General features: G+C 42.5%; 16 protein-coding genes, 1 tRNA gene and 3 rRNA genes. 7 read left to right on the forward strand and 13 right to left on the reverse strand.

The annotated features are described in order from the left end of the window. The first annotated feature begins 175 nt into the window (after positions 1–175). The 5 genes from EXM22_RS11105 (at position 176) to EXM22_RS11125 (ending at position 5,451) form a co-directional block, all read left to right on the forward strand. On the forward strand, positions 176–628 hold the full coding sequence (locus tag EXM22_RS11105) for a tripartite tricarboxylate transporter TctB family protein (RefSeq protein ID WP_149486589.1): 453 nt from the start codon (positions 176–178) through the stop codon (positions 626–628). Positions 629–631: 3 nt separating this feature from the next. Next, on the forward strand, positions 632–2,140 hold the full coding sequence (locus tag EXM22_RS11110) for a tripartite tricarboxylate transporter permease (RefSeq protein ID WP_149486590.1): 1,509 nt from the start codon (positions 632–634) through the stop codon (positions 2,138–2,140). 24 nt (positions 2,141–2,164) lie between these two features. Then, positions 2,165–3,649: a sulfatase family protein gene (locus EXM22_RS11115; protein ID WP_149486591.1), complete on the forward strand. Its 1,485-nt coding sequence runs from the start codon at positions 2,165–2,167 to the stop codon at positions 3,647–3,649. A gap of 93 nt (positions 3,650–3,742) precedes the next feature. Next, positions 3,743–4,687, forward strand: coding sequence for a tripartite tricarboxylate transporter substrate binding protein (locus tag EXM22_RS11120; RefSeq protein ID WP_149486592.1), 945 nt, complete (start codon positions 3,743–3,745; stop codon positions 4,685–4,687). A 128-nt stretch (positions 4,688–4,815) separates the two neighbouring features. Then, on the forward strand, positions 4,816–5,451 hold the full coding sequence (locus tag EXM22_RS11125; protein WP_149486593.1) for a GntR family transcriptional regulator: 636 nt from the start codon (positions 4,816–4,818) through the stop codon (positions 5,449–5,451). Between the two features lie 13 nt (positions 5,452–5,464). Here the strand turns inward: EXM22_RS11125 and EXM22_RS11130 are convergent, their stop codons facing one another. From EXM22_RS11130 to EXM22_RS11155, 6 genes are all read right to left on the reverse strand, one after another. Beyond that, positions 5,465–6,121, reverse strand: coding sequence for a mechanosensitive ion channel family protein (locus EXM22_RS11130; RefSeq protein WP_168203469.1), 657 nt, complete (start codon positions 6,119–6,121; stop codon positions 5,465–5,467). A 365-nt stretch (positions 6,122–6,486) separates the two neighbouring features. Continuing rightward, positions 6,487–6,595, reverse strand: a 5S ribosomal RNA gene (rrf, locus tag EXM22_RS11135). A gap of 50 nt (positions 6,596–6,645) precedes the next feature. Next, positions 6,646–9,582, reverse strand: a 23S ribosomal RNA gene (locus tag EXM22_RS11140). Between the two features lie 115 nt (positions 9,583–9,697). Further along, positions 9,698–9,771, reverse strand: a tRNA-Ile gene (locus EXM22_RS11145). Between the two features lie 179 nt (positions 9,772–9,950). Continuing rightward, positions 9,951–11,492, reverse strand: a 16S ribosomal RNA gene (locus EXM22_RS11150). Together the 16S, 23S and 5S rRNA genes with 1 tRNA gene alongside form the textbook arrangement of a ribosomal RNA operon. A gap of 736 nt (positions 11,493–12,228) precedes the next feature. Beyond that, positions 12,229–13,854 (reverse strand): CTP synthase, encoded by a 1,626-nt coding sequence (locus tag EXM22_RS11155; protein ID WP_149486595.1) that lies wholly within the window; start codon positions 13,852–13,854, stop codon positions 12,229–12,231. 124 nt (positions 13,855–13,978) lie between these two features. On the opposite strand from EXM22_RS11155, the gene EXM22_RS11160 reads away from it, so the two are divergent. After that, a complete protein-coding gene (locus EXM22_RS11160; RefSeq protein ID WP_149486596.1) occupies positions 13,979–14,353 on the forward strand; it encodes a RidA family protein in 375 nt (124 codons plus the stop codon). A 2-nt stretch (positions 14,354–14,355) separates the two neighbouring features. Continuing rightward, on the forward strand, positions 14,356–14,808 hold the full coding sequence (dtd, locus tag EXM22_RS11165) for a D-aminoacyl-tRNA deacylase (RefSeq protein WP_149486597.1): 453 nt from the start codon (positions 14,356–14,358) through the stop codon (positions 14,806–14,808). 37 nt (positions 14,809–14,845) lie between these two features. On the opposite strand, the gene EXM22_RS11170 is transcribed toward dtd, so the two are convergent. The 7 genes from EXM22_RS11170 to dnaJ form a co-directional block, all read right to left on the reverse strand. Continuing rightward, positions 14,846–15,739, reverse strand: coding sequence for a carbohydrate ABC transporter permease (locus EXM22_RS11170; RefSeq protein ID WP_149486598.1), 894 nt, complete (start codon positions 15,737–15,739; stop codon positions 14,846–14,848). Continuing rightward, positions 15,736–16,671: a carbohydrate ABC transporter permease gene (locus tag EXM22_RS11175; protein WP_149486599.1), complete on the reverse strand. Its 936-nt coding sequence runs from the start codon at positions 16,669–16,671 to the stop codon at positions 15,736–15,738. The genes EXM22_RS11170 and EXM22_RS11175 overlap by 4 nt, the downstream gene beginning before the upstream one ends. A gap of 77 nt (positions 16,672–16,748) precedes the next feature. Then, complete coding sequence (locus tag EXM22_RS11180) at positions 16,749–18,089, reverse strand: ABC transporter substrate-binding protein (RefSeq protein WP_149486600.1); 1,341 nt, start codon at positions 18,087–18,089, stop codon at positions 16,749–16,751. Positions 18,090–18,202: 113 nt separating this feature from the next. Continuing rightward, a complete protein-coding gene (locus EXM22_RS11185; RefSeq protein WP_149486601.1) occupies positions 18,203–18,886 on the reverse strand; it encodes a carbohydrate-binding family 9-like protein in 684 nt (227 codons plus the stop codon). Then, positions 18,886–19,236 (reverse strand): hypothetical protein, encoded by a 351-nt coding sequence (locus EXM22_RS11190; protein WP_149486602.1) that lies wholly within the window; start codon positions 19,234–19,236, stop codon positions 18,886–18,888. The genes EXM22_RS11185 and EXM22_RS11190 overlap by 1 nt, the downstream gene beginning before the upstream one ends. A gap of 9 nt (positions 19,237–19,245) precedes the next feature. Continuing rightward, positions 19,246–21,144 carry a serine/threonine protein kinase gene (locus EXM22_RS11195; protein WP_149486603.1) on the reverse strand — a complete coding sequence of 633 codons (1,899 nt, stop codon included), beginning with the start codon at positions 21,142–21,144 and terminating at the stop codon, positions 19,246–19,248. Positions 21,145–21,221: 77 nt separating this feature from the next. Next, positions 21,222–22,346, reverse strand: a complete 1,125-nt coding sequence (gene dnaJ / locus EXM22_RS11200; RefSeq protein ID WP_149486604.1) for a molecular chaperone DnaJ — start codon at positions 22,344–22,346, stop codon at positions 21,222–21,224. Positions 22,347–22,361: the final 15 nt, after the last annotated feature.

Raw genomic sequence — 22,361 nt, forward strand, 5'->3', positions numbered from 1 at the left:
AATGTTATATACTTATGTATAAATATTTTAAAACGATTTCCCTACTTTCATCAATTTGATTTTTATAAAAATGAAAATAAAATTGTTGACAGCTCTAAGATCTATGATATTCTGAAATAGTTCATGGTGCATTGTATACCATTTATAAAACTACTTTTATTCTATTGGAGTTTTGATGAAAATTTTTAAAACAAATACTCGTATCATTATCCCTTCTATTACATTCTTCCTGGGACTGATATGGGTCATCTACGGACTTAATAATTATGGCTGGTGGGAAGAAGGACCTGGGAGCGGTTTTTTTCCGTCCATCATAGGCATTCTTTTATCTGGTATTAGTATTATTGCTTTTCTAGAAGGTAGAAAACTATCTCCCCCTGAATATATAAAAGCAAGTTACCTCCCTTTTATAGCAGCTATTGCAACTGTTGGATTTGCCTTAATCATAGGTTTTTTTCCATCATTATTTCTATTTCTTCAAGGCTGGCTAAAATTGATAGAAAAATATAGTTGGAAAAAATCTCTTCCAGTTTCTACAATCACAACAGCATTACTATATGGCGTATTTGCCATGTGGTTGATGGTTCCCTTTCCTGCGGGACTAATACTTAACATGATCAGAGGTTAATTAATGGAAACAGTCACTTTATTATTTCAGGGTTTTGCTACAGCTTTAACTTTTCAGAACCTTCTTGCAGCAAGTGCAGGCGCTATTCTTGGATTGATTGTCGGAGCTATGCCTGGAATTGGTTCTCTTGCTGGAGTAGCTCTGCTTCTTCCTTTAACTTTTAAATTCAATCCTGTTACTGGGATTATTATGTTATCTGCAATCTATTATGCCAATATGTATGGAGGCTCCTATAGCTCTATCCTGATTAATATTCCAGGAGATGGCCCAGCGGTAATGACAGCTATAGATGGTCATCCTATGGCCAAAAACGGAGAACCCGGAAAGGCTCTATTCACTTCAAATATATCCTCGTTTATAGGAGGAACCATTGGAATTATCATCTTGACTATTACTGGTCCTGCCCTAGCAAGACTTGGTCTTAAATTTGGCCCAGTAGAAATGGCTGCACTTCTCATGGTTGCAATGACCTCATTAGGGTGGTTACTTGGTGACAATCCTACAAAGGGTGTTGTATCTACATTACTTGGAGTAATGATAGCTACAATTGGTTTTGATATCGTTGTAGGAACGCCCCGTTACGACTTCGGTTCACTATACCTCCTTGGTGGAATATCATTTATTCCTCTTGTCATTGGAATGTTCGGTTTTTCTCAAGTTATGGAGATGATGGAACCTCGTCTTGATGGTGATGCTGTCGATATGAAACTATCCTTAAAAGATAGCATATTAAATAAATCTGAAATGAAACGTCTTTTAGGACCTGCCATTCGTTCAAGTTTTCTAGGAACAATAGTAGGAATACTTCCTGGAGCAGGTGCAACAACAGGTTCTTTTCTTGGATATATTACTGAAAAGAAAATCGGTAAAAACCGAGAGAAAATGGGAACAGGAATCCTTGAAGGTGTAGCCGCAGCTGAAGCAGCAAACAACTCTGCAGCAGCTGGGGCATTTGCCCCACTCCTATCACTTGGAATTCCAGGTTCTGGAACTGGTGCAGTACTCCTTGGAGGCCTTCTGATGTACGGCTTAACACCAGGACCAAGGCTATTCCAGAATGAACCAGAGTTTACATGGGGGTTGATTGCCTCCTTATATGTAGCTAATATTATAACACTTTTAATCGCGCTGTCGATCATTCCATTTCTCATCAAGATTCTAAAGGTTCCTGTAAAGATCATGGTTCCCATTATCACAGCTGTATGCATCCTAGGAGCCTATAGTGCAAGTAATTCGCTATACGGTGTTATGTTGATGTTGGCATCAGGATTCATAGGATTTCACCTAAAAAAGAATAACTATCCAATAGCACCTCTTCTATTAGCCTTTGTTCTGGCTCCCACATTGGAACGGGATTTTAGAAGATCCTTTCTCATTTCAGATGGAAGCCCTTGGATATTTTTCCAGAAACCGATTGCTTGCGGACTGATCATTTTTCTAATGCTTACAATTCTATCACCAGTAATCAGAAAAATAATTATCAATTTTAAAAGACTTAAAACAAAAGCATAAACAAACAATTCTGGAGACTTTTCAATGAAAGCTATCATGGTAATGTTTGATTCACTAAATAGAGATATGCTCTCCTCATATGGATGCAATTGGACAAAAACAGAAAACTTCAATCGCCTGAGTAAAAAAACAGTAACTTTTACAAATAGCTTTGCAGGAAGCCTTCCTTGCATGCCAGCGAGAAGAGAACTTCATACAGGTCGCTATAATTTTCTACACAGATGCTGGGGTCCTATAGAACCTTTTGATGATTCTATGCCATCTATTCTAAAGGAGAATGGTATATATACACATTTGGTAAGTGATCATGCACATTACTGGGAAGATGGAGGAGCGACATATCATACTCGATATAACAGCTGGGAAGCATCTAGAGGACAAGAAGGTGATTACTGGAAAGGTGAGGTAGCAGATCCAGATATCCCATCTGATGCCTTAGGAAGAAAGAAACACTCCTGGAGGCAAGACTGGATCAACAGAAAGTACATGTCCAATGAAGAAGATATGCCCGCTTACAAAACATTTCATTCTGGATTAGAATTTATTGAAAATAATATAAATAGTGATAATTGGTTTCTTCAACTCGAAACATTTGATCCTCATGAACCTTTTTTTGTACCAGAAAAATATGCTGAGCTGTATGATGATGATTACAAGGGTGTACATTTTGATTGGCCGGCATATCAAGAAGCCACAAATTATACAAATGAACAAATTTCACATGTAAGAAAACGTTATGCTGCACTGTTAAGTATGTGTGATGCTTATCTTGGGAAAGTCATAGACATTATGGATGAACACAATATGTGGAAAGACACAATGTTAATTGTCAATACTGATCATGGTTTTTTACTGGGAGAACATGGTTGGTTCGGCAAAAATAGAATGCCTACATATACAGAAATTGCTCGAACTCCTTTCTTCGTATGGGACCCAAGAATCGGTAAAAAAAATATAAAAAATCATCAGTTAGTCCAAACAATTGATATTGCACCAACCCTACTAGATTTTTTTGGTATTAAGATTCCTAAAAATATGCAGGGAAAATGTCTTAATTCACTAGTTAGTAATAATTCTCCTGTAAGAGATGGTGCCCTTTTTGGACTTCATGGAGGACATATCAATTACACTGACGGACGTTATGTCTATATGAAGGCACCTGTTAAACCAAATGATAAAAATCTTTACAACTACACACTTCTTCCGACCCATATCAACAGTTTGTTCTCTCCTGAAGAACTGACTGATATGACTTTGGAAAGCCCATTATCCTTCACCAAAGGTTGTCAGGTATTGAAAATTAGAGCTCTAAAGCCAGCCCACAATACTTACCAACACACCCTTGGAGATTATTTATTTGATCTTAAGAATGACCCTGATCAGAAAGAACCAATCATAGATACTGGTTTGATTAAATCTATGCAAGAAAGGATGAGTATTCTGATGAAAGAATCAGATGCACCAGCTGAAGCCTTTATTCGCTATGGACTTAAAAGTCCACAAGAGTAAAAAACAGCAGATTTCTATCTGAAAAATAAGGCATTTTAACCCATCTTAACAAGTAGGGTAAAAATATAAAAAGCATTATAAGGAGCTTTAAAAATGAAAAAACTGTTTAGTGTTTTATTAGTGACAGTTCTCGTATCAGTAGTAGTTTTCGCAGAAGGGCAAAAAGATACTGCAAGTGGTCCTTGGACTCCAACAAAAGGAGTTGAATGGGTAGTAACATCAAGCGCTGGTGGAGGCTCTTCAATTTTCACTCAAAACATTGTCGAGATTATGAAATCTGAGGGTATTGTAGATAAGAACATTATCATCAACTACAAAACAGATGGTGGTGGTGCAGTAGGTAGAAGATCTGTTTCTATGATGAAAAATGAATCACATACACTTCTTACTTTTAATTCTGGAGACCTCCAACCCTTCGTACAGGCAGAGAAGGGAGATTTGGATGGCTTTACCCCTCTTGCAATCATGGCTTTAGATGGACAAATCCTTCTTGTAAACTATGACTCACCATATCAGAACATGGAAGAAATCATAGCCGCTCTTAAAGATGGTAAAAGATTGATTATCGGTGGTTCTAAATCTGATGACGAAGCCATCTATAATGCAATGGTTTCTAAAATTGGAGGAGATATGGAGTACCTCAGGTCAGATTCAACCGGTGAAGCACTCACGCAACTCTTAGGTGGACATATCGATATGGCGATTGCAAAACCAGCAGCTTCTTTTGATCTTGTTTCAAGTGGAGAACTGCGCCCCATGGTAACAGCTTCATCATCACGATTTAGTGGTCCATTTGATGCTCCGACTTTTGTAGAATTGGGATACGACATTGAATTCCAGATTTTTAGAGGCGTTGTAGGGCCTGCAGATATGCCAGAAGAAGCTGTTGCATACTGGTCTGACGCACTTTCTAAAGTAGCTAAAACTGAGGCATGGAAAACAAACTATATTGATAAATTTCTACTTGTAGGAAATCATCTCCCAGCAGATCAAGCTAAAAATTACATGCAAAAATTTGAAAATATGTACACAAAATAACAGTTTGTCGATACTCTAAAACAAAAGGGTCCGTCAATACGGGCCCTTTTAGTGAAATCATCAGTGAAGGAATAAAACTATTGAAATTAATAGTTTCATATAAATAGTTTTTTGTATACAATAAAAGAATGGAACAGTTGATCACCAGAAAAAATCTCTCAGACCAAGTACATGATCATATCAAACGCATGATCCTTTCAGGAGAACTCAAGGGCGGTGAACGTGTTCCTGAAGCTTCATTGAGTAAATTATTCGGAGTAAGCCGCACACCTCTCCGCGAAGCCTTAAAAAAATTGAGTGATTACGGTCTTATTTACCTGAAACCCAGGAGTTATGCCGAAGTCGTCATAATTGATGAAGAAGAAGCAATGCAAATTGCAGAAGTAAGGCTCTATATAGAGATATTATCAGCAAAATTGTTCAGTAAAAATGCGTCCGCTAAGGATTTTCAGGAAATTAGGCTAATATCTGATAAATGTCTTGAACTAAATATCAGTGGCGACAAAGCTGCTGCATTTGAAATGGACAGCCAATTCCATCTCATGATAGCAAAATACTGTGGTAACAGATGTCTATATGAGATCTTTGAGAAACTGGATGCCAGAATTCAGCTTGTACGTCTCAACCAGAAACTGAACACTCCACTACTAACTGATTATATTAAACAACACAGCATACTAGTTGCTGCTATGGAAAACAAAGAAGAAAACCTCATCGAATCTATTCTCTCTTCCCATATAATGCATGATTTCAATAAAGATTGATAAATCAAATACATTACTCCAAAGGCAAATCTAAATCTTTCTTGTTCATAGAATAATAATTAACATGGGTATTAATCCCTGCTTTATGCAAATCTAAAATCAGAGCCGTTCGTATTTCCGCCTTCAATTCCCATGCCTCTGCAGGAGAAGAAGCCCAGGCAGCAATCCAACAGGTAATACTGCTTTCATTGGTCTCCATGATCCAGAAGGCGGGATCTTCAAAATCCAAGCAATGTTCACTCCTCTTAGCTGTGTCTTCTGCGATCTCTTTGACCAACTGCATATCTGATCCATAGGCCACATAAAACTCTACATGGGCCCACAACCATTTATCATGAAGGTTATAGTTTATAAATTCCTGATTTATCATTGAGCTGTTTGGAATGACATAGCGCCGCCAGTCCCATAACTTAATCACAGTATGAGTAGCTGAAATATCTTCTATTGTTCCATAGTAATCATTTAATTTGATTGTATCCCCAATATTAAGCATTCTAGAAGCTGTAATGGCTATCCCAGATAGAAAGTTTTCGATAAAAGGTTTTGCCGCCATACCGGTTATAATGGCAGCAGCACCCACCATGATGGAAATAAAAGCCTGTGGAAGCTTATCAATAAATGGGAAAGAAACACCAATTATAAAGGCAAAGAAAGCGACAAAAACTGCCACTCTCCTAAAGATAGAAAATCGTGTAGTAACACTTTCTTTCGCTCTGATTTTGAATGATCTGACTGGCCTATCCAAGGGAGTTGAAGTTTCTATCGATTCTGAATAATTCAAATTTTCAATGACGGATTTTCTCTTTTTTAGAGCCATTTTATAGAGGATTTGTATGGTTATAAGTAAGCAAATACCGCCTAGTGTTATCAGAGAAATATATAAGATGAGCTGTTTATTCATATAGGACTATCATAGCAATCAAACAAGATACAGTCCATGGATTACAGTGATCCCAAGGGTATCTCAGAGGGATAAGACCCTAAAATGTCAATAATAATAAAGCCCCAGTCTTAGGACTGGGGCTTTGATGTTTAAACCGGCGACGACCTACTCTCCCACCGTAGCAGTACCATCGGCGCGATTGAGCTTGACTTCCGTGTTCGGGATGGGAACGGGTATAACCTCAATGCTAAAATCACCGGATCACTGTGATCACTCACAGCTATATATATAACTTAGAGATAAATAATAATATGGTCAAGCCTCACGGAAGATTAGTACTGGTCGGCTCAATATGTTTCCACACTTAGACCGCCAGCCTATCAAACTCGTATTCTTCGAGATTCCTTCAGCTCCCTTAAAGGGAGAGGGATGTCTCATCTTGAGGTAGGCTTCCCACTTAGATGCTTTCAGCGGTTATCCCTTCCAAACTTAGCTACTCAGCACTTACCGTTGGCACGATAACTGATACACCAGAGGTTTGTCCGTTTCGGTCCTCTCGTACTAAAAACAGATCCTCTCAAACATCCAACGCCTGTGGCAGATAGGGACCGAACTGTCTCGCGACGTTCTGAACCCAGCTCGCGTACCGCTTTAAATGGCGAACAGCCATACCCTTGGGACCTGCTCCAGCCCCAGGATGCGATGAGCCGACATCGAGGTGCCAAACTTTGCCGTCGATATGAACTCTTGGGCAAAATCAGCCTGTTATCCCCGGAGTACCTTTTGTCCGTTAAGTGACGACCCTTCCACTCAGAATCGCCAGATCACTATGACCTACTTTCGTACCTGCTCGACTTGTAAGTCTCGCAGTCAAGCTACCTTATGCCATTGCGCTTACAGCATGATTTCCAACCATGCTAAGGTAACCTTTGCGCGCCTCCGTTACTCTTTAGGAGGCGACCGCCCCAGTCAAACTGCCCACCTGACATTGTCCATGACCCGGATTACGGGCCACGTTAGAAATATAACTGATAAAGGGTGGTATTTCACCAACAACTCCGCACAGCCTGACGACCATACATCAAAGTTTCCCACCTATCCTACACATCATCAGCCATAGTTCAATATCAGGATACAGTAAAGGTTCACGGGGTCTTTCCGTCTAACCACAGGTAATCGGCATCTTCACCGATACTTCAATTTCACCGAGTCCCACGTTGAGACAGTAAGAAAGTCGTTACACCATTCGTGCGGGTCGGAACTTACCCGACAAGGAATTTCGCTACCTTAGGACCGTTATAGTTACGGCCGCCGTTTACTGGGGCTTCAATTCACTGCTTCAGATAAATCTTAACAGCTCCTCTTAACCTTCCAGCACCGGGCAGGTGTCAGTCAATATACTTCAATTTGCATTTTCGCATTGACCTGTGTTTTTGGTAAACAGTCGCTTTCTCCTGGACTCTGCAACTCCGCCATCACGCGCTGAGCCATGCTTCTCCCTAGGTTACGCATGTATTTTGCCGAGTTCCTTAACGTGGGTTCTCTCGTACGCCTTAGAATTCTCATCCCATCTACCTGTGTCGGTTTGCGGTACGGTACCTAATAACCTAACCTTAGAGATTATTTCTTGACTCGATGAATCACCCATCTTCGATCACCCGTAGGATCACTACCCTTAACGCCTCAGCTCTTCGTGCGGATTTTCCTACACAAATCAACGCCTAAACGCTTGGACCAGGACAACCAACGCCTGGCATGGGATCTCCTTAAGTGTCATCCCTTCGAAATTATTAGATGTACGGGAATATTAACCCGTTTCCCATCGACTACGCATTTCTGCCTCGCCTTAGGGGCCGACTAACCCTGGGAAGAGTACCTTTACCCAGGAAACCTTAGATTTTCGGCGGGAAGGGATCTCACCTTCCTTTTCGTTACTCATGCCTGCATTCTCTCTTCTGATATCTCCAGCATACCTTACAGTACACCTTCATCGACCTACAGAATGCTCCTCTACCAACAATGAAGTAAACTCCATTATTCCGTAGCTTCGGTACTATGCTTAGCCCCGTTACATTGTCGGCGCACAACTACTCGACCAGTGAGCTATTACGCACTCTTTAAAGGAGTGGCTGCTTCTAAGCCAACCTCCTGGCTGTCTGTGCAATCGTACTTCCTTTTCCACTTAGCATAGTTTAGGGACCTTAGCTGACGGTCTGGGCTCTTTCCCTTTCGACTACGAATCTTATCACCCGTAGTCTCACTGCCATACTTTGAATATCGGCATTCGGAGTTTGACTAAGTTTGGTACCCTGTGACAGGCCCTAGCCTAATCAGTGCTCTACCTCCGATATTAACCATATGACGCTGACCCTAAAGCCATTTCGAGGAGAACCAGCTATCTCCGGGTTTGATTAGCCTTTCACTCCTATTCACAGTTCATCACTGCCTTTTTCAACAGACTAGTGTTCGGTCCTCCACTCAGTGTTACCCAAGCTTCAACCTGACCATAAATAGATCACCCGGCTTCGGGTCTAATACATCAAACTAAAACGCCCTATTCAGACTCGGTTTCCCTCCGGCTCCGGTACTTCTATACCTTAACCTCGCTTAATATATTAACTCGCAGGCTCATTCTACAAAAGGCACGCCATCACCCCATAAAAGGGCTTTGACCGCTTGTAGGTCCACGGTTTCAGGTTCTATTTCACTCCCCTCCCGGGGTGCTTTTCACCTTTCCCTCACGGTACTATTCGCTATCGGTAGCTATCTCGTATTTAGCCTTGGAGGGTGGTCCCCCCAGATTCAGACAGGATTACTCGTGCCCCGCCTTACTCAGGTACATGCTAGCCAGCTTCAGATTTCGCTTACAGGACTTTCACCCTCTACGGTTGGCTTTCCCAATACCATTCTGCTATCTTTCACTGATACATATATGCATGCCCTACAACCCCAATATCACCGAAATGACATTGGTTTGGGCTAATCCCCGTTCGCTCGCCGCTACTAAGGGAATCTCTAAATTGATTTCTTTTCCTTCAGGTACTTAGATGGTTCAGTTCCCTGAGTCTCGCTTTATACGGCTATGTATTCACCGCATAATGACTGTCATAAAAACAGCCGGGTTACCCCATTCGGGAATCCTCGGGTATAAGAATGTTTGCTTCTCACCGAGGCTTTTCGCAGCTTACCACGCCCTTCATCGCCGGATAGCTCCAAGGCATCCACCATGGACCCTTAGTCGCTTGACCATATTATTATTTATCCCTTCGCTATTATCTATATTAAAGAACTAAAAAAAAGAACCTGTCCGAGACAAACTCTATTTTTATTACCAGATCTGTTAATCACTCAACAAAACTGCTTTGGGCCTTACTAGATTTGAACTAGTGACCTCACGCTTATCAGGCGTGCGCTCTAACCAACTGAGCTAAAGGCCCTTTAAACTGGGAATTAAAGCTTTATAGGGAAATTAGAAGTATTTAACGAGGGCCAAGCATGTTGCGTACCACAGACCAAGGGCCGTGAACGCAACACTGATTCATACGAGCATCACTCGTGAAAATGATGACTAACTGCTTGTGTGTACAAAACACAAGACTTAATACCTTTCTCGTAGAAAGGAGGTGATCCAGCCGCACCTTCCGGTACGGCTACCTTGTTACGACTTCACCCCCCTTACCGAGCATACCTTCGGCAGCGACCTCCATTGCTGGTTAGTCTACTGACTTCGGGTACCCCCGACTCGGGTGGTGTGACGGGCGGTGTGTACAAGGCCCGGGAACGTATTCACCGCGCCATGCTGATGCGCGATTACTAGCGATTCCACCTTCATGGAGTCGAGTTTCAGACTCCAATCCGAACTGAGACCAGCTTTAAGCGTTTTGCTCCACCTCGCGGATTCGCATCACTCTGTACTGGCCATTGTAGCACGTGTGTAGCCCAGGACATAAGGGCCATGATGATTTGACGTCATCCCCACCTTCCTCCGGTTTGTCACCGGCAGTCTTGCATGAGTCCCCAACTTAATGATGGTAACATACAATAGGGGTTGCGCTCGTTGCGGGACTTAACCCAACACCTCACGGCACGAGCTGACGACAACCATGCAGCACCTGTATACAGACTTCCGAAGAAGAAGCAATATCTCTAATGCCGTCCTGTATATGTCAAGCCCTGGTAAGGTTTCTCGCGTATCATCGAATTAAACCACATGCTCCACCGCTTGTGCGGGCCCCCGTCAATTCCTTTGAGTTTCACCGTTGCCGGCATACTCCCCAGGCGGTACACTTAACGCGTTAGCTACGGCACCTAGAACTCATGTTCCAGACACCAAGTGTACATCGTTTACGGCGTAGACTACCAGGGTATCTAATCCTGTTCGCTACCTACGCTTTCGCACCTCAGCGTCAATCCAGAGCCAGCAAGTCGCCTTCGCCTCTGGTGTTCTTCCTAATATCAACAGATTTCACCCCTACACTAGGAATTCCACTTACCCCTCTCGGATTCTAGTCACACAGTTTCCAACGCAACATCACTGTTAAGCAGTGTGCTTTCACATCGGACTTACGTAACCGCCTACATGCCCTTTACGCCCAATAATTCCGAACAACGCTCGCTCCTTACGTGTTACCGCGGCTGCTGGCACGTAATTGGCCGGAGCTTATTCATATGCTAACGTCATCTAATACCCATTTCCTGATACTATTATTCCTCACATATAAAAGTGCTTTACAATCTCTCGACATTCTTCGCACACGCGGCGTCGCTCCGTCAGACTTTCGTCCATTGCGGAAGATTCTTAGCTGCTGCCTCCCGTAGGAGTCTGGGCCGTGTCTCAGTCCCAATGTGGCCGGTCACCCTCTCAGGCCGGCTAATGATCGTCGCCTTGGTAAGCCATTACCTTACCAACTAGCTAATCATACGCAGGCTCATCTTTCAGCGAGGCAAACGCCCCTTTGCTCTACAAACAAGATCGTAGAGATCATTCGGTATTACCCCATGTTTCCATGAGCTATCCCCAACTAAAAGGTAGATCACCTACGCGTTACTCACCCGTTCGCCACTCTCAGGAAGTGCAAGCACTTCCCTACCGTTCGACTTGCATGCTTAAAACGCGCCGCCAGCGTTCGTTCTGAGCCAGGATCAAACTCTCCATGATATAGTTTATCCACCGAAGTGGATAATTTTCTATCAATGCCTTAAAACAGATCCTAGCGAATGTATTCATCCTGATCTGCCCTAAAGTGAGCCAGAGTCCCTTTATACAGTGCGCCTCCCCTTTCGGAAAAACCCACTGTGCTTAAAAGAAAACTAACGTTCGGACCGTACCTAAACCATAAGGCTTTTGGCACGATTCTATTTTCGTACTACCAGTGCTTGACTCTCGTCAAATACTTCAATTTCCCTTCTCTAATTCCTTTGTAAAAGAACATTTAGTTCTGTGCGTTTCTTGGCTTATCGCCCCGAGCGCTCCGTGAATATATAACTTATCCTGCTTTTATGTCAACACTGTATTTTAGTTTTATTCAAAACTTTTTACTCAGTCCCTCTTACCACAGCACAATTCCAGACTTAAAACATTATACACAAACAAATTAATATAAAACCAAGCTCTTCATGAAACCAGTGACACTATTACGAATAGAGATTATTAATGAAAAAGAGACTTGTATGTCTAGAATTCTTAGATTTTCCTGCCAGAATTTCGCACTTTTTATGATCCTATATATACAAAGGCAGTAGACGTCTATGCAAAGCCTGCCTTAGAGCGCGGTAACAACAAACCAACAGGCTATTTTTTAATATCCGTCTGATTTTACTTTAAAAAAAACACCCGATTCAAACCGCTCATTTGCTGTTTAAACCGGGCGCTCTCATTTCAAAGGATTGAAAACTTATTTTTTACCAGAGTTTTTCAATGAATGCAGAATAAAGTCCTTAAAGAGGGGTCCTGCTTTAATGGGAGATGATGTGAACTCAGGATGAAACTGCACTCCGACACCCCAGGGATGATCAGGCCATTCCACTGACTCGACTAAAGAGCCATCAGGAGTCGTTCCTGAAAGGATCAGCCCGGCTTCGGACAAAGCTTCCCGATAGCTATTGGACACTTCATATCGATGTCTATGACGCTCATGAATTGTTGTAGACCCATAAGCTTTAAACATATGTGTGCCTTCATTCACATGTGACTCACTCAAACCCAGTCTCATGGTACCACCATAAGCAGTGACATCGACCTGTTCTTCCAGGAGTGAGATGACCGAATTATTCCCCTCAGGTCTGAATTCAGAACTATCAGCATCCTTAAGTCCCAGAATGGAACGGCTGTACTCAATAACCATGATCTGCAATCCCAGGCAGATACCGAAACAGGGAATTTTCTTTTCTCTAGCGAATCTTGCGGTCTGAACCATGCCCAGAATCCCTCGGGAACCAAAACCACCCGGAATTAGAATCCCGTCATAGGGTGCAAAGAATTCGTCCAAAGTTTCACCGGCAGCAATCTTTTGCTCAATGTCTTCTGAATCTACCTTGGTCAACTTCAACCGCACTTCATTTGCGAATGCCCCATGCACAAGTGCTTCATCCACCGACTTATAGGCATCGGCCAGTTCAATGTACTTCCCGACCATTGCGATATTGACAGTAGTTTTTGAATTTTTATGGATATCAGCCAATCGTCCCCAAGTGTTGGTGATCTTTGATTTTCTGCTGCGCAGTCCCAATTTACGACAAACAACCTCATCCATTCCCTGATGATGGTAGACAACAGGAATCTCATAAATGGTTGTATCCACATCGTGAGCAGAAAGAACACAATCATGATCAATGTTTGTAAACTGTGAGATTTTTCTTTTTAAATCTGCGGGCAGCTCTTCCTGACAACGACAGAGCAGCACATCTGGCTGTATACCGATTTCTCTCATCTCTTTTACAGAGTGCTGGGTCGGTTTGGTCTTAACCTCACCACCTGTCACGGTAGGAACAAGAGTCAGATGAACAGAGAGGGCAACTCCATGACCCTTCTCATGAATAATCTGACGTACAGCTTCGAGGTAGGGAATGGATTCGATATCTCCAACAGTACCACCAATCTCAACAATAGTTATTTCTATCTCGGGTTTTTCACCAAGACTCAGAATACGTCTCTTAATTTCATCTGTGATGTGAGGGACAACCTGTACACACTTGCCTAAAAATTTCCCTTCTCTTTCCTTACGTATAACTGCATCGTAAATCTGACCGGTAGTGATGGAGTGAGCGGCACTCAGGGGAGAGTGAGTAAATCGCGCATAATTCCCAAGATCAAGATCTGTCTCTGCACCATCATCGGTGACATAAACTTCACCATGCTGGTAGGGACTCATGGTCCCTGCGTCGACATTGATGTATGGATCAATTTTGATCATACATACAGAAAACCCTCTATTCTCAAGGAGGGTACCCAGGGACGCCGAAGCCAACCCCTTTCCAAGGCTGGAACAAACACCGCCAGTAACAAAAATATACTTCTTCATGTGGTAAAATTATTCACCGGATGATCTTCCTCTGTCAATTACAGTAATTGCATTTTTAATGAGGAATCATTAGATTATCCAGATAAGGGCAGTTCAAATCTGCCTTTAACAACAAGGAGAGACAATGAAACCAATACAAACAGATAAAGCACCAGGTGCTGTTGGACCTTATTCACAGGGAATAGACACGGGTTCTATGGTATTCACCTCTGGTCAGCTTCCCATAGACCCTGCTACAGGCAAGTTGATTACAGGCTCCATCGAAGAGCAGACAAGAAGAGCTCTTCTCAACGTAGAAGCAGTATTAAAAGCCGCTGGCAGCGGGCTGGATAAAGTGGTTAAAGTGACAGTATTCGTTAAGGATATGGGTAATTTTTCCAGAATAAATGAGATTTACAAGGAATTCTTTTCAGTTCACAAGCCAGCCCGTTCACTTGTAGAAGCGGCACGCCTGCCCCTGGATGGCGAGATTGAAATCGAAGCGGTAGCCCTGAAATAAAGATGAGAGCTGTCTTACAAAGGGTATCTAGAGCCTCTGTCACCATCAACAAAAAAAAAATCCGGTCTATCGGGCCGGGTTTTCTTGTTTTCCTGGGAATTTCCCCTGAAGACAGGGATGAAGATATTCAGTGGCTTACAAGCAAGATTTCGGATATGAGGATTTTTTCCGATGAAACAGGAAAAATGAATTGCTCTGTCCGGGAAATAGAAGGCGAAATCCTTCTTGTTAGCCAGTTTACTCTCTTTGCCAGCACCAGGAAAGGAAACAGACCGTCTTTCAGCAGGTCTGCAGATCCCAAGATGGCCCTCCCCCTCTACAATCAATTTATAACTGATCTACGCAGAAAGTCGGACCGACCTGTTAAGACAGGAGAATTCGGGGCACATATGGATGTTGAGCTTTGCAATGATGGACCTGTCACCATCATCATAGACTCACAGAACAGAGAATAAATCCGCTACGATTCTAAGTGAGACGAAAACCCTGCGATCATTTATTATCTGTCAATGCGATCCCTCTCATAAAATGGTCATGCAATAGGATCAATATGATTAAAGGAGGTATCATGGTCATAATGGTCCCGGCCATAACCTGCCCCCATTCCACACCTTCCGAATTTCCGATCAGAGCCTTCAACCCCACCTGAACCGCCTGTGCACTTTCATTTCTGATAATAACCCGCGGCCATAGATACTGATTCCAGGCATAGATAAATTGAACGACAAATAATGCACCTATAGTATTACGGCTCAGAGGAAATAGAACATGTAAAATAAATCGAAAAGGTCCTGCCCCATCAATGAGTGAGGCATCCATCAGGGACCCCGGAATATTCCTGAAGTGCTGCCGGAAAAAAAAGACGGCCGTGGCAGAGGCAAGAAAAGGAATCACAATAGAAAGAGGCTTATCGGTCCATCCAAAACCATAGCGAATCGGTTCCAATAAAAATGCTTTGGGGTTCAAGATCCATTTCAGAAAGTGTACTGCGTTCTCAGGCGGCTGCAGAGACACCAGATCAAACATCCCGATGATCAACATTTCTGTCGGCATCATCAATGTCACGAGAATCATCCCAAAAAGGACCTTCTTACCCTTGAAATTCATAAAAACCAGCGCAAAGGCGGCAAAAAAGGAAAAAAATGTTTTTCCCACCATGATCACAAAAGAGATCTTTAACGAAGTAAACATATATTGATAAAAGTTATAATTGACCCAAACATTCTTGATATTTTCAAAGAACATTGACCCCGGCCATAGAGTGGCGGACATGACTTGTCCTGGGCTCTGAGTCGCCTTTAGAAGAGCAAAAATCAGGGGAAAGGCTATAAAAAAAGCCGATATGATGAGAATCATATGAATCAAGGTTTTCTTTTTTCTTGTCATGAGGAAGAACCTCCATAATGGACTTTTGTTTCTCCAAACTTAAATTGAAACATTGTCAAAAGGGCTACAAGGACCATAAGGATCACACTCTGTGCTGCAGCAAAGCCCATATTGCTACTTCCCCCAAAGCCATCCTGAAATACTTTATAAATTAAAAATGTTGTTAATCCTGCGTGATCCACCGGTGGCGAACCGACAGGTCCTCCCGAGGTTAAAATATCAACAAGAGCAAAGGCTTCAAAAAGGGCATAAGACATATTTGTAAATACCAGAAAATAGGAGACAGGACTGACTAGGGGAATGGTAATCTTTAGAAATTGTCGAAATGTACCAGCCCCATCCAAAGCGGCAGCCTCGTAATTCTCAGCAGGGATGTTTTGTAGGAAGGCTAAATAAAACACTATATTATATCCCAGATTTTTCCAGATACTCCCACTCACGACCAAAAAGAAGACAAGGAGGGGGCTATCAAGCCACCGGGGTTGCCAGGATGTAAAGAGTCCTAAAAAAGTATTCACAGCACCAGTCTCTGGATTAAACATAAAGGAGAAAATCGTCCCTGCGACTGCAGGAGACAGTGCGTAAGGCCAAATGAGTAATATCCTGTAAATCTTCCCCTCCTTTCCCAGAGAATTGGTCAAAGTAGCTAAAATAAGACTGATAACAAGACCTGGAAAGATGACAAGAACTGAGAAGACTATAGTTTGAACAAAGACCTGTCCATAAGCCGGTGCCAAGGGGCCGGTAAATAGGTTCTTGAAATTTTCAAACCCTATAAACTGCCTGGTCCCCAGAAAAAGATTACTCCTGAAAAGACTTAGAATCAAAGATTGCCATGCTGGGAAATATAAAAAAACGACAAGAACAAGAACTGTTGGAACAAGAAAAATCCAGTGTAAAAATCTGGACTTAAATTGACTTTGAATATTCATTTGGAAGGCTCCAGGAGAAAAGAAGAGGTTGCTTCTTCAACCCGAAGCAACCCACATCCATAATTTTAAAATATATCTTAGAAATTTTTGTTGTATTCACTGAGTTTCAAGTCAGCGAGAGTTTTGGCCTGTTCAATAGAAGCATCAACATCTGCTCCGTTCAGAACTTTCTGTATGGCCTCTTCAACAATTGTTCTTGTGTCCCCAAAGGTCCCCATCAAACCACCGGCTGTTGCCATGTTAGATTCTGTTTCCAACAACTGTGTAAAAGCAATTGTCCTGGTGGGAGCTTCTGTAAACCAGCCTTCTTGTTCAAGTTTTTCGATAGAGCTATTTCTAACAGGATAGTATCCTGTCATTTTATGCCAATCCATCATATTTTCAGTATTGGTCAAGAAGAGAATAAAATCCCTGGCCGCTTCCATTTCATCCATGGGGTGTCCCTTGGTAAGCCAAACACTGGCGCCTCCAATGACCACACCGTTTCTTTTACTGGAACCAGGAATAGGGAGTCGTCCTGTGCCCATTTGAAAACGATCATCAATGGCTGTGCTTATGTTTCCAAGATCGGCTGTGGATGTAATGTGAAACATAACCTTTCCTTCCTGAAATATGGCGTCCGAACCACCCCAGTCTTCCAGTTTTCCAGTGTATTTGTAGAATCCTTTATCATTCAACTCTTTAATGAAATTGAAGATGATTTTAGACTCTTTGCTGTCCAGCATGGTTTCGGTGGCTCTACCGTCACGGCCATTGCCATTATTGACAATAGGAGCCCCCTGCTCTGCCAACCACTGTTCATAAAACCAACCGTGAAGATTGAATCCAAGACCAGCTTCGGTAACTCCTGCAGCTTTAGCTTTTTCACAGGCAGCAATGATTTCTTCAAATGTTTCAGGAGGATTCTTAGGGTCCAATCCTGCTTGAATCATCATGTCTTCATTGATGTATAGGATGGGAGATGAGCTATTAAAAGGAATGGAATTGACAGTACCATTCAATGTGTAGTAATTCAAAACAGGCTGAATATAATCGCTTGTGTCAAAGGAGCCGATATTTCCAATGGGCTCAAATATGCCTGAATCAAAAGCCAACTGGCTTCCAACCTCAAAGACATGAACAAGGTGAGGAGCTACACTCTGGCGGGATGCAAGAACAGCCGCCTGAAGGGTTTCTCTGTAACTGCCTTTTTGTTCGGCTACGATCTTATACTCTGTATGACTGGCATTCCAATCTGCGGCGAGGTCTTTGATCCATCCGGATCGTTTATCATCGCTGAAGGAAAACCAAAATTGAATTTCTTTAGGTTGAGAGGAAGCCGCCATGGAATTTGCGGCAGCATCGGTCTCTTTCTGCCCTCCGGCAAAAAGTGATACACAAAGAATCATAAATAAAATTGAACTGAACAATTTTTTCATTGAGAATTGTCTCCTAATCTTTATTCGCTGCACCTGGCAGCTACCGACAATTATCAGGAAACAACAGTTACACTTCTGTATGATCTATATTTATTTATTGTTAAAAGTGGAGTTTATGAAAACCAGAGTTCTCCAAAATGTTCAGGTCTGTGAAAATCAGGGGCTTCAGATTCAATTGGATTCCAGCAGAGGTAATGGGGCGTCTCAAGCTGATCACCGCATTTATATAGATTTCCCCGCATCTTCAAACCGCTGAAACTGGTATAGGATTCTCTGAAAAAAACAGAGACAGGTATCACGACCATGAGGCTCCAGGAAGGAGCTTCAACAACAAGTCCCTCATGATAATTGTGATAAGGGGACCTTCCTAGGGAAGGGATTCGGATAATTTGATCCAGAAGAGTATTTTCTACTGGAACCCGATCATCCCTTTGACTGCCAAGCTGTCCCAAAGCGCAACCAATACAATTGAATTCAAAATTGTAATACGACTCTTTACCTTCAGGAGAAAGAAACAGTTCTACACAACTATCTTCAAAGACATCACTGCCATCCTGAGTGTAGGTTCCCAGGATTTCCCGCTCTCGAACATAATATTTCAATAAAAAAGTATCCTGACACCAGGCAATTCTAAATTGAACATCCGGCTTATCTGGAAACTCGGACCAGGGTGCATTTTGAATGGAGGCAGGCCTTCCTATTTGGTCAAATTCCATTGAAAACTGGGCTTCATTCTCTTTTAATAAATCAAAGTCTACATCAACTTCGGGAATAATCAACTTGCTGCAATTATCCATTAACGCCACCAACTCTTCCGTTCATAAATCTTTGGAAATAAAGGAGTATCCACTTTTTTGTGGGAGTACTGTTCTATTTTTTTATCAATTAATTCCAGAACATTTCTATTTGAATCATCTTGAGACCTGTTTATCAAATAGATTTCAGACAGGCTCATCTCCAGCTTTTTCCTGAGCTCTTTCAGAAGTAGAATCTTATCCTTATTTCCAAGGGGCCGCACATCTTCCAAGAACAGGTTGTCAATCCGAGTCAGGACTTCACATGTTTTAAAGACGGGGTTAGATGACTCAGAAATCATGCAAGTGTATTCCGGCAGTACCTCAAAGAACATATTTTTTTTAGAAATCATTTTTAATATCTATTCTCCCAAGCTTTGTTGTTTGCGGTCTATATCGAAACGGGGAAGATCATTCTCATCCTGAGTAATTCGGAATACAACAAGTTCTTCTGATCTGATGGTAAGCTTCTGCTTCTCTTTCCACCCAGATCCAGCCCAGGTGAGTTCATAAATCCCGGGAGAAAGAAGCCAGCTGCCGCCTTCCATATTCAGTGAACCAAAATGCTCTATATCCTCAGACTGATTTCCACCTTTGATTTTTTTTCTATTATTAATTTTTAAACTCAGACTATCCATATTGTGATGAACAATCAACTGACCCGGTAAAGGCTTCAAGGCCGCTTCAAGAATCAAAGAATTTTGATAAAATTCCAATACTATATCAAACTCAGCTTCATAATAACCAGGCAAATCGGCTTTCACAAGATACTCAAGGCCTGATACAACCATGGATTCTTCACTCAGAGGAGAGAACTCACCATTGGGGCTTTGGATAAAAACATGACCATCAGGGTCTAAGAGCTGTCCCGTCAGACCGTCAGACAGCAGTAAATCTATTTCCAAAAGCTGTGACAAGAGAGGCGGTGCAGAGAGCTCCACCGTCAGGACTTCATCTTGCTGTTCAGTCATGGGGGGGAGATAAAAGCTTTTCCAAATGACCCGGTTCCCCCAGCTCACCTTTAATCTGTAGAATCCTGTTCTCTTTACAAGCGGTTTTTTTTCAAAAGCAAATTCATTCCATTGGTCCAGAAGCCTCGGGGAGCCCCCTTCATCACGATAGAGCTCCAAAGTCTCTAGAGGAAAAGAATCTCCCGGAGTATCCTGAGTCAACTCCAGGAGAAAACGACCGTATTTGTCCGGCAAAAACCACTGATAAAAACGGCCTGAATACAAGAGACTTCCTCCCAAAAGGAGAATGAATACGGAGACTATAACGAGTCCCCCAAGACGTCCACCAGTAGTTTCTTTCACTCCAAGGACCTGAGAGAACCCTTTTTTTCCGACCGATTCTGACTTCCTCTTTACAGGTCCTGACTTTGATGACAAAGACTGGATTCTGAAAGAGAGATCCTCTTGGGCACTTTCATCATTCATCCTGAATGAACGGAGGGCTCTCAACATCTTCTTAGAAGAAGAGAATCTCAAAATCGGAGCCCTAAAAATGCAGCGTCTGATGATTCTCCAGCTGTTAAATCCATAAGAACGAATCAAAAAGAGCAGTGAAGGGTGCCGTCCTTTAAGCACAGCCCTCCTCATCTCATCCAGAGTCTCGCCATAAAAGAGTTTCTGTTTTGTCAAAAGTTCAAAATATGTGACCCCCAGAGCATACAGGTCGGTCCGGGGAGTGATACGACCTTTCCCTGCAAACTGTTCAGGAGCCATATAGGCGGGTGTTCCAACAAGAGGATAGGACTCAGGCGTATTTTCATTATCCTTATCCAAGGGGCCACCATGCATGGCAATTCCAAAATCCCCCAGTTTGACATCGCCCTTGTTAGAAATAAAAATATTTGATGGTTTGATATCTCTGTGGATAATTTTACGTTCATGGATATAGATCAGAGCCTTACAACAGCATCTGAGTATATACCGGATGGTATCATGATTCAGAGAATCAGCCTTCTCCAAGAACTGGTCCAGTGAGACTCCCTCTACAAACTCCATGACCATATAATGACGGCTGCCTTCTTTGAAGTGATCATACACCTTTACAATATGGTCATGATTCAGATCCATCATGAGAGCGGCTTCCTGCAGGAAGCTTTCATAAAAGGATTTTTTACCCCGGAGATTCAATTTTTTAAGAACAACTTTTCTCTTGAGGGTTGGATGCATCCCTAAATAGACAATGCTGCTTCCGCCAGATCCAAGATGTGAGAGGATTTTATATTTACCGATTTGATCGGGGATTTTTGCCATAGTACATTATCGGATTATTCTCAGCCAGTCATAAAAAAACCTTCCCCGAGAGGAAGGTTTTCTATATGGATTCAATCTCAGAGTTCTTTCAATCTGATGGGACTCGGTTCTGTATCTTCTCCATACTCCTCAGAAAAATTCTTCAGTATGTCTTTTTGCTTAGAACTTAATTTTTTGGGTATCTGAATGCTGAGCTTTACATACATATCGCCCTTTCTGCCCGAACCATGAAGAACCGGCACACCTTCATTGCGAATACGAAGCATTTTACCATTCTGCGTTCCCGCAGTAATTTTCAGCTTGATTTTCTTATCATCCAAAGTTCTCACAAAAATATCGCCACCTAAGGCAGCTTGGGTCATTGAAATTGGAATAACACAGTAGAGGTCATACCCTTCTCTTTCAAAAGTGATATGTTCTTTTATATGAATATAAACATATAAGTCTCCAGAGGGTCCGCCTTTTGGTCCAGCATCTCCCTGACCTTCGAGTCGGATGCGTTTTCCGGGAGCAATTCCGGCGGGGATCGTCACCTTCAACTTCTGACGCTCTTTAACAACACCTCTTCCACGACAAGCAGAGCAGGGATTTTCTATAATAGTCCCCTCCCCCTGACAGGTAGAACATGGCTGGGCGATAGAAAAGAACCCGGAACTACGCCGAACCTGTCCGGATCCACCACAGGTGGGACAGGTTTTACTGCCAGTCCCAGACTCTGCACCAGAACCATGACAGACATCACATGAATGCTGCCGGTAATACTCTACATCGACCTTGTCACCGTAAACAGCATCTTTGAACTCAACTTCCATGTCATAGCGCAGATCACTTCCTCGAGCAGGACCTCTACGTCCGCCCCCTCGGGACTGACCGCCTGCACCTCCGAAGAAGGAGTCAAAAATACTGGAAAAATCGCCTCCAAATATATCTTCAAAACCGGAGAATGCTGAAGCATTGAACCCGGGGCCACCCATGTTATCTACACCAGAAAACCCATATTGATCATAAGCCTGTTTCTTCTGGGCATCAGAAAGAACTTCATAGGCCTCAGTAGCCTCTTTAAACTTATGTTCAGCCTCGGTGTTGTTCTGATTTCGGTCTGGATGGTACTTGATCGCAAGTTTTCTGTAAGCTTTTTTGATTTCATCCGGGGCAGCACTTTTTTCGATTCCCAGAACTTCGTAATAATCCCTTTTCGACACGGGTTTCCACTCTTC

It is taken from the genome of Oceanispirochaeta crateris, assembly GCF_008329965.1.
In the GTDB taxonomy this organism is placed as follows: Bacteria; Spirochaetota; Spirochaetia; order DSM-2461; family DSM-2461; genus Oceanispirochaeta; species Oceanispirochaeta crateris.

Bases quoted from the DNA above. Each gene is read 5' to 3' on its own strand.
- EXM22_RS11105 (WP_149486589.1), top strand. From the start codon at position 176: ATGAAAATTTTTAAAACAAATACTCGTATCATTATCCCTTCTATTACA.
- EXM22_RS11110 (WP_149486590.1), top strand. From the start codon at position 632: ATGGAAACAGTCACTTTATTATTTCAGGGTTTTGCTACAGCTTTAACT.
- EXM22_RS11115 (WP_149486591.1), top strand. From the start codon at position 2,165: ATGAAAGCTATCATGGTAATGTTTGATTCACTAAATAGAGATATGCTC.
- EXM22_RS11120 (WP_149486592.1), top strand. From the start codon at position 3,743: ATGAAAAAACTGTTTAGTGTTTTATTAGTGACAGTTCTCGTATCAGTA.
- EXM22_RS11125 (WP_149486593.1), top strand. From the start codon at position 4,816: ATGGAACAGTTGATCACCAGAAAAAATCTCTCAGACCAAGTACATGAT.
- EXM22_RS11155 (WP_149486595.1), bottom strand. From the start codon at position 13,854: ATGAAGAAGTATATTTTTGTTACTGGCGGTGTTTGTTCCAGCCTTGGA.
- EXM22_RS11160 (WP_149486596.1), top strand. From the start codon at position 13,979: ATGAAACCAATACAAACAGATAAAGCACCAGGTGCTGTTGGACCTTAT.
- dtd (WP_149486597.1), top strand. From the start codon at position 14,356: ATGAGAGCTGTCTTACAAAGGGTATCTAGAGCCTCTGTCACCATCAAC.
- EXM22_RS11170 (WP_149486598.1), bottom strand. From the start codon at position 15,739: ATGACAAGAAAAAAGAAAACCTTGATTCATATGATTCTCATCATATCG.
- EXM22_RS11175 (WP_149486599.1), bottom strand. From the start codon at position 16,671: ATGAATATTCAAAGTCAATTTAAGTCCAGATTTTTACACTGGATTTTT.
- EXM22_RS11180 (WP_149486600.1), bottom strand. From the start codon at position 18,089: ATGAAAAAATTGTTCAGTTCAATTTTATTTATGATTCTTTGTGTATCA.
- EXM22_RS11185 (WP_149486601.1), bottom strand. From the start codon at position 18,886: ATGGATAATTGCAGCAAGTTGATTATTCCCGAAGTTGATGTAGACTTT.
- EXM22_RS11190 (WP_149486602.1), bottom strand. From the start codon at position 19,236: ATGATTTCTAAAAAAAATATGTTCTTTGAGGTACTGCCGGAATACACT.
- EXM22_RS11195 (WP_149486603.1), bottom strand. From the start codon at position 21,144: ATGGCAAAAATCCCCGATCAAATCGGTAAATATAAAATCCTCTCACAT.